We start from the raw sequence: 10,880 nt of genomic DNA, 5'->3' as shown, positions 1-10,880 counted from the left end.
GAGACACATGCCACGCCCTAGAGCGCCATGAACGAATCCAGATCACCCGAGCCAGGGGATATGCAACCAAGCACGTGGGTACCTGCGGGCTTAACCGCCAGTACAGCCAAACCTAGATCGCCAACCTACGATCTCAGGCCGGCAGTGAACTCACACGATGGCGTGCAAGGCCTTTAGGTGGCCCGCACGGATATATTCATGGCCGGACAGACTCAATGCTGGCCCTTGTCATTGCCGCCCTCTTCTTTCGTGCCTGACTTCGCGGGCGAGGCAGGTCGCGACGCCTTTTGCTCAGAGGCTGCGTGCACTGAAGGTACCTGCAGTGGACTGGCCTTCGCCTGTGTAACAGTGTGTCCAGCAGCGACCGCGTGGTACTGTGACGCTGCAGTCGGCGCTCCCGTAGCCTGATGTGTGGTGTGTGCGGCGGGCGTGGTACGCGCGGCAGATGGCCCTGTCTGACTGACAGAAGCAACAGGATTGGCATGAGACTGACCTGCGTCATTTGCCGGAGCGCTGTGCACCGCACCCTCGCCGCGGCGATAGTCCTTAGTGACCGCCACGGGACGATAGTTGGGAGTCACATGACTCCAATGCTCTCGCTGACCGTACCACGGACGATTGCGGTAGTAGTTGTCCCAGTAGGTTCCAAAGACGAAGGTAATGATAGGGATGCCGATCTTGACACCATAGGACGGAATGAGAACTCGCTGCCCCTGATAGTCCTCCTGCAGATCATTCCCGGCCACCCAGCCACGATCTCCACCCGTAATGACGTCGCACCATGACCAACCATTCACACAGCCCTGAATGGAGACTTCAGTGCCTGCGCCTAGCGTGACAACACCCGGATAGCTGGAGTCCGGTCCTGCGCGCATATCGACTTGCCCCGTGACATAGCCATCGGCCGCCATGGCCGATACGAATACAAACATGGAGAAGCCCAGTGCAGTGATGGAATGAAAGCGTTTCATCTGATTGCCCTCGTTGTGCTAGGCGTCAGCTATACGCTGTTGATGCATTCATCACGGTGCGCTGGCGCTCACAGCCGCTATATCGACACGGAAGGTAAGTGTCCAGTGGACTGACTGAACGACTTGACGAGCAGAGAAGCCTTCGCCGCCCATAAGGGCGGCGAGAGCCCCTCCCCGTCTATGCCTAGATGCGCCCCATGAACAAAAGCACGACGACGATGAGTAGAGCCAAACCGAAGCCACCGCTTGGCCCGTAGCCCCATTGACGACTGTAAGGCCAACTCGGGATCACCCCAATCAACAAGAGGATAAGTAGCACGAGAAGAATGGTGCCAATAGTCATGTCGGCTCTCGTTAAATCTGCGCAGCAGACTCCGCATCTCCTTCACCGTCGCGACCGACGGCGCTTCTGGATTGCGGATGCTTCGATCCGCCATGCGTACGTTGCGGAGCTAATCTACGCTCGTCACCGGCATCGTACTGTTCGGTAACGAACGCCGACGCGACGTTTTGGCACGGGAGAACTCAAGTGCTATGTGCGGTTGAGAACAGACGATCACCTCGGCTTGCCGCACCATCCACTTTTAATCTATGCGCGGCCTGAGCGCGGCATCTTCAATGCTCACCGGATTGAAGGAACAAGGTATTTCCCCGTCCGATGCAACGTCGGCGCATTAGGTTATCCGTAACGCACGGCGCTGCAACAGGACACAGACCCTTCATATGAGGTAATCCCATGCTCGACCGGTTACTCGATATGGCCTCGCACGGCCTGCTCCAGGTTGGGCTTGGCATGCTGCTGCTGTATCTATTCGTGATGACCCAGCTCACCATACTTACAGTGACGCTGTATCTGCATCGCAGCCAGGCCCATCGATCGATCGATTTCCATCCCGCGCTCGCACATATTTTTAGATTCTGGAGCTGGCTAACGACCGCGATGGTCACTAGGGAATGGGTGGCCGTACATCGCAAACATCATGCACACGCCGATACGGTGCAAGACCCTCATAGTCCGTACATTCTAGGCATCCATCAATTGCTGTGGAGGGGCGCGGAGTTGTATGCCGCGGTACGGAGCGACCCTGACCTGCTAGCGACGTATGGCCACGGTACAACCGATGACTGGATTGAGCGCCATATCTATACACCTCACTCCAACTGGGGCCCCACCCTGCTGGCCGTCATCAGCGTTGCCTTGTTCGGCGTTGGCGGGATGGCCATATGGGCCGTGCAGATGATGTGGATCCCCTTCTGGGCTGCCGGCGTGGTAAATGGCGTGGGCCACTGGCGAGGGTATCGCAACTTCGAAACGCCAGACACGTCCGCTAATATGGTGCCCTTAGCGATCTGGATGGGAGGTGAGGAGTTGCACAACAACCATCACGCCTTTCCCAGTTCGGCGAAATTCTCGGTGCGTCGCTTCGAATTCGACTTCGGTTGGCTGGTGATCCAACTGCTTTCCTTACTCGGCCTGGCACGCGTCCGACGCATCGTCTTCGATGCCAAGACGAACATGGCGGCCAGAACAGCGAGACGTGTCGCACTGACTCCCCGGGTGAAAGTGATGACTGAATTCTTCCGCAAAGTCACCTTACCGGTTGTGCACGAGGAGCTTCGGTGCCGGGATGGCAGAAGCCCGAAACTGTCGATACACCTGCGTCGCGCTCTGGCAGACGGTGGGCGCTGGCTTCCGGCGGACGAGCGTGAGCATCTCGATGCCTGGATCGTGACCCATCCATGCCTGCATACGATATGCCGACTGCGGAATCAGCTCGCGGCATTGATGGAGACACGCAATAAGGACCATGCGGCTGAGGCACTCTCCCAGTGGGTGCGCGAAGCCCAAGGTAGCGGCATTGAAGCACTCCAGCAATTCGCCCAATCCCTCAGCGATAGCATCGTCGCTCCATGCATCTACCTTCACCATTTGGACGAATGAGTATCCGAGTCCGCAGCACTAAGCTGACCTTTGCGCCAAATCGGCACCCAATAAGGCCCGATCGTCGATATCGATGGACAGGCGCAGATGTCTGACCCACTCTGGTCACTCCTAATTGGCGCGCTGCTGATCGCGATGGTGCTCACCGGGGCCGCGCTTGCACGCATCCTGCTTACCAGTGCGATGGTCTATCTCTGCATTGGTTATGCACTCGGGCCGGCATCGCTGGGCCTGATTGAGCTAGACCCGAGCCACCATGTCAGCTTACTGGGACGGATTGCCGAGGTAGCGCTGCTCATCTCACTGTTCACCGTGGGCTTGAGGATGGGAGTGCCGATACTCGACAGGCGCTGGATACTTTCGCTACGACTTGCCTTCATCTCCATGACCATCACGGTCGGACTCATTGCTGCCGTGGGCGTGTCGGGACTAGGCCTTTCCTGGGGGGCAGCAGTACTGCTGGGCGGCATTCTTGCGCCAACCGATCCAGTGCTGGCGTCCGGCTTCAAGACCGAGCGCGGCACCGACCCGGATAGCCTCCGCTTCAGTTTGGCTGGTGAGGGTGCACTGAACGATGGAACTGCTTTTCCCTTCGTGCTGCTTGGCCTCGGCTTGCTGGACAAACATGGGCATGACCTTCGCATCCTGCATTGGTGGTCGGTCGACCTGATGTGGTCCACAGGGGGTGGACTGGCTATCGGCGCGGCGCTGAGCGGGGTGATTGGCAAACTGATCGTTCACCTGCGCACACGTCATCAGCAAGCGATAGGTCTCGATGAGTTCGTATCCCTTGGTATCGTGGCAGTCACTTACGGCGTGGCTCAGCTATGCCATACGTCGGGCTTCCTGGCTGTGTTTGCTGCTGGACTGGCCTTGCAGCGAGTGAAAGAACAGCCGCGCGAAGGGACGACATCCCTTGGCGTAGCGCCCAACTTCCGCCGGCACGCCTACGGTGCGCTGGCCACACACTCTCATCATGCCAGCGCTGCCATGACGGATGCCGTCCACGGCTTCAATGGACAATTGGAGAAGCTCGCCGAACTGACCATGGTGCTACTGGTTGGGGCAATGCTTCCCTATACCACCCCCTGGAGCGCCTTATGGTGGTTCATTCCGTTGCTATTTCTGGTGATACGTCCGGTGGCGGTACTCGCCGGCACCCTTGGGGAGCCGATGGACATATCGCAACGAGCCATGATCGGGTGGTTTGGCATTCGCGGCATAGGTTCGGTGTTCTACCTGTTGTTCGCCATTCGCTATGGCGTATCGGGCGTCCTGGCACAGGAGTTAATCACGCTTACGCTCGCATCGGTAGCTATCTCCATCCTTGTACATGGCGTATCGATTCGGCCCCTACTTCGATGGTACATACAGCGCATCGCATCACCACGCCAACCTGACTAGGCACTTCTGGCCTTAGGTTGGAGCCAAGTCGAGTCCCAGAGCTTCCTCCCTAACCATACCGTCCAAAGGTCCACGTTGCTGTAAGTGCTCATCGTCCAACTTGCCAAATTACGGACGGCCCTCACGACTCCCGCTGAACTCGGGGCATGTGTTCCGACCTCTTCGCATCGAGAGAACGGCCATGAAGAAACCTGTCGTTGCTCCCAACGGCACGCATCGCCCTCCCCTATGGCACCGTCTCAGTGCAGGATTGATCACTGGCGCTGCAGACGATGACCCCAGTGGCATAGCCACGTACTCACAAGTGGGGGCTGCGTTCGGCTACGGAATGCTCTGGTGCATCGTGCTGACGATTCCCTTGATGATCGCGATACAGGCGATCAGTGCAGGCATTGGCCGTGTGACCGGACGCGGCCTGATGAGCGGCATCCGCACGTTCTATCCCAGAACACTCGTCTATGGGCTGGTCGTGTCCATTGTTGCCGCCAACGTCATCAACTTAGCGGCGGATATTGGCGCTATGGGGGCGGCATTGAAGCTCCTTATAGGCGGTCCAGCACTGCTATATGCGGCCGTGTTTGCATTGTCCACACTGCTCCTTCAGATGTTTATCCCTTTCTCGCGCTACTCTCCAATCCTCAAATTTCTCACCTTGAGCCTGTTCGCATATGTTGCGACCGTCCTGGTTATTCATGTGCCATGGACGGCCGTGCTCAGGAGCATTGTCGTGCCGCCCATCGTAAGGGATGCCAAGTATGCTGTTGGCGTAGTTGCCTTGCTCGGCACCACGATCAGTCCCTATCTATTTTGCTGGCAGGCATCTCAGGAAGTAGAAGAGATGAGCCCGAGCAGCGGGAGAAGGCCATTGAAGCGATCACCATCACAAGCACCCGAAGCACTGCAGCGAATAGGTATCGACACCAGTGTGGGCATGGTCTTTTCGAACATGATCGCCTTTTTCATCATTCTGACCGCCGCCGTGGTACTCCACGCACACGGAAAAACGGACATCAATTCATCAGCCGATGCCGCTGAGGCGTTACGCCCCTTGGCAGGAAAGCTCGCATTTGGTCTATTTGCCGCGGGTATCATCGGCACGGGCCTTCTGGCTGTTCCTGTATTGGCAGGCGCCACGGCTTATGCTGCCGCAGATGCATTCGGTCAGCGAGCGGGATTGGAGCACAAGCCCCACGAGGCAAAATTTTTCTATGGCGCTTTGATCGTGGCGAGCGTGGTTGGCATGGCGCTGAACTTCACGCCCTTGGACCCCGTCAAGGCGTTGTACTGGAGCGCAGTGGTCAACGGTGTCGTCGCTGTACCTTTGATGATTGTCATGATGCTAATGAGCTCGCGGGTCAAGGTGATGGGCGAGTTCACGCTTCCTTGGTTCCTACAGCTCTTTGGCTGGCTCGCGACAGCAGCGATGGCAACGGCGGCAGTCGTTATGTTCGCCACCTGGGGGAAGTGACAAACCGCAATGGCAATCGTATCGCTCCCAGCGCACCACTCCTGAGAGATGGCTTGACCTCAGGACATTACGAGTGCTCGGCGACGCCCCTCCATCTTCGCCTCCCGATCCGCCTCGCGCTCGCCGGCGAAGACGCCAGTAACCCCTTCTTCGATGGGAACTGTCTCCCTTGCGTGTCGAACCGCTCTTAAATTTGTCGACCGCCTGCTCAACCAGTTTTGACTAGTCGGTCTGCGTGCAGCCCAGAAGGCCCAGGACAACCAGGAGCGCAAAGCCATGGGAAAGGGCCCTCCGTTTTCGACGATCCACAAATCCCCTTCGGTGCAGAACGGCTGAAGACTCGATCTAGGTATTTTGCGGATGACGAGATCTCCGCTCTGGATCGGAAGCGGACCTCCTCAGAATATTGTCTCTGGGGCCTGGCAGTAGCAGGCCGCTCGCATCGGAACCGTACCAGAAAGACGTTCAGTGTCCGCCGGATCTGATGTTTGGTCTTACCGGAATCGACGTGCTTTCCGGCACAGATGGAAGATTTCAGCGAGTGCTAGGTCAGTCTCACCACCAGAAGATCATGATCGTGTGATATTGGCGTAGGCGCCTCCCATGCTGAGCCCGATGATCACGTTGAGCGCACTTCCTTACCCTCTGGCTTGGATGGGAAAAACGGCGTCCCATCCGCAGAATGGGTGCGCCAGCGCACCGACACGCGTGCCTCCCAATGGGAAGGTAAATCACTACCACTCACTCGCTCCAGGCGGGCGGGAGCGCAGCCGTGAATGCCATAACCCTATTCATCGTGGTCGCCCTGACGGCCGTCGGCGGCCTGTACATGTCTCGTGGCAATCTGGGCCCGGCGATCGGCTTCTGGGTCATTGCCGCGATCGCTTCACAATCACTGAAAATGGCTAACACGTGGCAGAAGTTCGTCGTGCTGCGAGCCGGCAAACTACTGGGGGTACGGGGGCCTGGTTTGTTCCTCATCATCCCAGTGCTCGATCATGTCGTGGCCGTCATTGATGAGCGCATTCAGACCACCGCCTTCAACGCTGAGCAGGCACTGACGCGCGACACCGTACCCGTGAACGTGGATGCCATCATCTTTTGGCACGTGCACGACGCCAGAAAGGCCGCTCTTGCTATTACGGACTATCAACAGGCCATCGCGCGAGTGGCCCAAACGTCACTACGCGAGATGATTGGCTCGTCGATGCTGGCGTCTCTGCTCTCTGATCGCCAATCCGCGGACTTGGCACTATGCACGGAAATCGGACGCAAGACCCTCGAATGGGGTCTGACGGTGCGATCGGTGGAAATACGCGACGTAGCCATTCCCGTCGCACTGCAAGATGCCATGTCGAGACAGGCTCAAGCCGAGCGGGAAAAGCAGGCGCGTATCATTCTTGGCTCGGCCGAAGCTGAGATAGCGAGCAAGTTTGTCAGTGCGGCGAAGATCTACGCCGACCAACCGACAGCCCTTCAGTTGCGCGCGATGAATATCATCTATGAGACGACTAAGGAACGTGGCACCACCATCCTCATTCCCAGTTCGATGGTCGACAGCATGAATCCAGCATCGGCCACCGCATTGGCGCTCGCTGCACGAAGCGCCGCCATGCGTGCGGAAGAGCAACATGGCGTAGCCGGTGAATTGACTGCACTCCACACACCGATCGACACGGAAGTCGAGGTCGATCATGACGCCGTTAAGACAGCGGAGTGGAGCTTGGCCAGGGCATTGAATAACCTGATTTCCGAGGGTGGCTATGCACTTGCATCAGACGACGCCACGACACCTTCCACGCCAAGCCAGAAATCCGAGAAGTTACCGTAGTGGGCCAAACCAAGGCCCTCCCTATATTCGTGACACGCTCATGGGGGAATCATGACTACAGATCGAAAGCCGGAATCCAATCGCCTGGAGAGAGTCTTCGATGTATTGCTCGACCAAAATCGTCGACTACTGTACGAGAATGAGCTACTTCGTACTGAGCTCAAACGCCATCCAACGGGTGTTCTGCAGATCCGCTCTATCGAGCGCTCCCTGGCCTCGGCTTGGCGACACTGTGAATCCGAGGCTGCCGCTGGCGCTTGCAACAGTTAGTTTTCACTAGGCCACAGCGGGATTGGCCCGCGCGCACACCCATACACCACGCGGCATCCGGTTTCCGCCTTCCATGAAGTGATCGACGAGGTACCGACCAGCGTGATCGATAAAAGGTCCGGCAGGCGTAGCCATTCCCGACAGGTGAAACTCATGCAGGATGCTTTATGGTCGCTACTCATCGGTACACTGCTCATCACCATGGTGCTTACTGGCACCATCCTGAGCCCGACTGCTGTTGAGTGGCGCGATGATCTATCTGTGCGCCGGTTTTGCACTGGGTCAAGAATGGTTCGGGCTGATCACGCTCGATCCACTGAGGCACGCCGATGTGCTGGAGCACGTTGCCGGAGCCGCGCTACTCATCTCGCTCTTTACCGTGGGATTGCGCATGGGAGTGCCGCTGCTCGACCGGCGCTGGATCGTTCCGCTGAGGTTGGCGTTTGTCTCGATGGCTATAACGGTGGGACTGGTCGCCTTGGCCGGCGTGTGGGGCCTGGGGATGCCTATTGGGGCGGCCGTACTGCTGGGCGGCATCCTGGCGCCAACCGATCCCGTATTGGCATCGGGCGTCAGGACGGAGCGCGGCGCGGACCCGGATCGCCTCCGTTTCAGCCTTGCGGGAGAAGGTGGCTTGAACGACGGCACGGCATTTCCGTTTGTGATGCTTGGGCTTGGTCTGTTGGGCCTGCATGAATTGGGCAGCGCCAATTTGCGCTGGGTACTGATCGACTTGCTTTGGGGGGCCGCTCTGGAGGGCTGTTGATCGGAGCTGCGCTCGGCGCGTTGATAGGCCGACTGGTCGTCTATCTGCGTACGCGCCATCGGCAGGCTGTGGGACTAGACGAGTTCCTGGCGCTAGGGCTGATCGCAATCGCCGATGGCGTAGCCCAACTTTGCCTTGCATCAGGCTCCCTTGCCGTGTTCGCTGCCGGGCTCGCGCTGCAGCGCGTGGAAGAGCAGCCAAGCAAAGGAAGTGCATCACTGGGCACATCAAAAGAAGTGCACGGTCACACCTATAAGGCGCTGGCCGCACATTAGCACCATGCCAGCGCAGCCATGACGCGTGCCGTACATGGCTTCAACGTGCAACTCGAAAAGCTTGCCGAGCTGACACTGGTGTTACTCGTCGGCGCCATACTTGCTTATACGGAACCGTCGGCACTGTCCTGGTGGTTCATTCCACTCTTTCTGGTGGTGTTACGTCCACTGGCTGTGACTGCTGGAATGATAGGCGGTTCGAGCAGCCTCTATCAGCTAGCCATGATTTCCTGGTTCGGCATTAGGGTAGTCGGCTCTGTGTTCTATCTGATGTACGCCATTCGTCAGGGCATAACTTCTGCCCTGGCGAAGCAACTCACCACTATCACGTTGATCACCATCGCCGCGTCCATCGTCGTGCATGGGGCAACCGTGCGCCCGCTGATGAAAGGCTAGGATTGTCTATAGCATGAGGGGACATCCCTGCCCGACCCATCCATGGCAGCCTGCCGTCGGGCTTCAGCGGCTCGTTCTCAGTGTCTCCATCAAACAGTACCAGCGCCAGCGACGATATGCCTCCCGCGTCACACCACGGCTTCCGCTTGGCGCCAAATATAGATAGTCGTTTGCCAGCGGCGAATACGCCTCAGCTTCCGATTCGCTGATGAATCCATCGTGGTTAGTGTCTCAGTGATTCGAATGATGGCCTTGGGGCGTCGGGTAACGCGCCGGCCTGGACAGATCGTATGGTCACCTGATTGCCCGTACCGTTGGTCGTACCTGCAGAGGCGACGACCTGTGCTTGCGGATCAGACATGTCGATGGTGTCTTCTGATACCTGTGGCGTCGAAGGAATGGGGGAAATGGTGCCGCTATTCTTTGGCGCCGCGTAGACACCCGACATGGCGAAGGACGAAGCCATGGCTAGATCAATTGAGTGTCGTTGGTCGTACGCATCAAGAAGCGCTTGCTGCCAGTACGCGACCGTGAGGTGTTACCAAGTCATCGACTCAGGAGCTCCTTGTGGGCATTGTTCTCTTCGTTGCCGTTACGCGCGGTCGCTCTTGCGGCTTCCGACCCCTATCAAAATAGGTGACTTTGTAGAGCATCATGTAAAAAGCGCTGTAATAGCCAGATAGCCAACGATTGGCTTCTTGACCCTCGCAAGGCCTAGGCGGAATGAAGTACATGGCGTTCATGAGGTTGCCCTGAATGTTGGCTCGCATCACGCGGCCGTAGGCAGGCATCAGCCTGCAACTCCAGCGAAGCCGGAGATAGCTCAGTGGCGTCAGAGTTGGGGCCGAGCGGCTGAGGCGCGTACAGTGAGTCTGAGTAAACTCAGCGCTTCACTATCTTGCTCCTGATCGTGTTACACGAGCGTGTGATACGACTGACGCAAGAGGTTTTTGCACGACATTCCAGATGCATCAATAAGGAAGCCCTCACGGAGCGATTCCAGTGGACGGCGTAGCATGGATACGCATGTTTCCAACGAGGATCTGCGAGCATGTCTAACCTTATTGTTGCCAAATTTGACAGTCAATTTGCAGCCGCGTCTGTCATAAACAAGCTGTTAGCAAGGGGCATGCGACACGCACATGTGATGGCTTGTGTGGATGAGAGCGTAGGGAACTCAGCCGCAAGCTCAAGTGCGCCTACATCGGTTGTGTCCAATATCAGCCATCAGGGTCACCGAGAAGGACAGAAAGCATCGGAGCTCCGATCACCAAGCCATCTTCCCGAACCGACACAGATGGGCCACACCGTGGTTACGGTGGAGCTGAACGATGAAATGCCAGTGGACGATGTTCGTCATCTCATGGAACTCGTTGGCGCGGCATCGATTGAACTGCTGGATGCAAGCTCCCCCACGGAGAATCCACTCATGTGGCCGGATTACGGCACCGGCTCTGCCGTTGATGTCGAGCGAGCTATTTGTGCCACCAGAGGTAGCGGTGCCCTAGGGTCGCATTCTCGGCATTAGCCGCTTCGAGGCAAGTGCAGTCCGAAGCC

The 10,880-nt window shown here is 57.7% G+C and carries 9 protein-coding genes; 7 read left to right on the top strand and 2 right to left on the bottom strand.

What is annotated here, in order from left to right:
- Positions 1-212: 212 nt before the first annotated feature.
- Both DYST_RS01450 and DYST_RS01445 read right to left on the bottom strand, forming a co-directional pair.
- On the bottom strand, positions 213-971 hold the full coding sequence (locus DYST_RS01450; RefSeq protein WP_199045325.1) for an SH3 domain-containing protein: 759 nt from the start codon (positions 969-971) through the stop codon (positions 213-215).
- 184 nt (positions 972-1,155) lie between these two features.
- Positions 1,156-1,314: a DUF3309 family protein gene (locus DYST_RS01445; protein ID WP_102304354.1), complete on the bottom strand. Its 159-nt coding sequence runs from the start codon at positions 1,312-1,314 to the stop codon at positions 1,156-1,158.
- A gap of 393 nt (positions 1,315-1,707) precedes the next feature.
- Here DYST_RS01445 and DYST_RS01440 point away from each other — a divergent pair, with 393 nt between their 5' ends.
- The 7 genes from DYST_RS01440 (at position 1,708) to DYST_RS01410 (ending at position 9,323) form a co-directional block, all read left to right on the top strand.
- Complete coding sequence (locus DYST_RS01440; RefSeq protein WP_199045326.1) at positions 1,708-2,913, top strand: DesA family fatty acid desaturase; 1,206 nt, start codon at positions 1,708-1,710, stop codon at positions 2,911-2,913.
- Positions 2,914-3,000: 87 nt separating this feature from the next.
- Positions 3,001-4,317 (top strand): cation:proton antiporter, encoded by a 1,317-nt coding sequence (locus DYST_RS01435; protein ID WP_102304352.1) that lies wholly within the window; start codon positions 3,001-3,003, stop codon positions 4,315-4,317.
- 181 nt (positions 4,318-4,498) lie between these two features.
- Positions 4,499-5,785, top strand: coding sequence for an NRAMP family divalent metal transporter (locus tag DYST_RS01430; protein ID WP_199045327.1), 1,287 nt, complete (start codon positions 4,499-4,501; stop codon positions 5,783-5,785).
- A 772-nt stretch (positions 5,786-6,557) separates the two neighbouring features.
- Complete coding sequence (locus DYST_RS01425) at positions 6,558-7,616, top strand: slipin family protein (protein ID WP_239949517.1); 1,059 nt, start codon at positions 6,558-6,560, stop codon at positions 7,614-7,616.
- Positions 7,617-8,124: 508 nt separating this feature from the next.
- Positions 8,125-8,652, top strand: a complete 528-nt coding sequence (locus DYST_RS01420; protein ID WP_275666910.1) for a cation:proton antiporter — start codon at positions 8,125-8,127, stop codon at positions 8,650-8,652.
- Positions 8,649-8,927: a hypothetical protein gene (locus DYST_RS01415; RefSeq protein WP_199045329.1), complete on the top strand. Its 279-nt coding sequence runs from the start codon at positions 8,649-8,651 to the stop codon at positions 8,925-8,927. Before DYST_RS01420 ends, DYST_RS01415 begins: the two co-directional genes overlap by 4 nt.
- Before the next feature lie 18 nt (positions 8,928-8,945).
- Positions 8,946-9,323: a hypothetical protein gene (locus DYST_RS01410; RefSeq protein WP_199045330.1), complete on the top strand. Its 378-nt coding sequence runs from the start codon at positions 8,946-8,948 to the stop codon at positions 9,321-9,323.
- The last annotated feature ends 1,557 nt before the right edge of the window (positions 9,324-10,880 follow it).

This window comes from Dyella terrae (assembly GCF_022394535.1).
In the GTDB taxonomy this organism is placed as follows: Bacteria; Pseudomonadota; Gammaproteobacteria; order Xanthomonadales; family Rhodanobacteraceae; genus Dyella.
The sequence above is the reverse complement of the archived record's forward strand: the minus strand, read 5'-3'. Positions and strand labels throughout refer to the sequence as shown.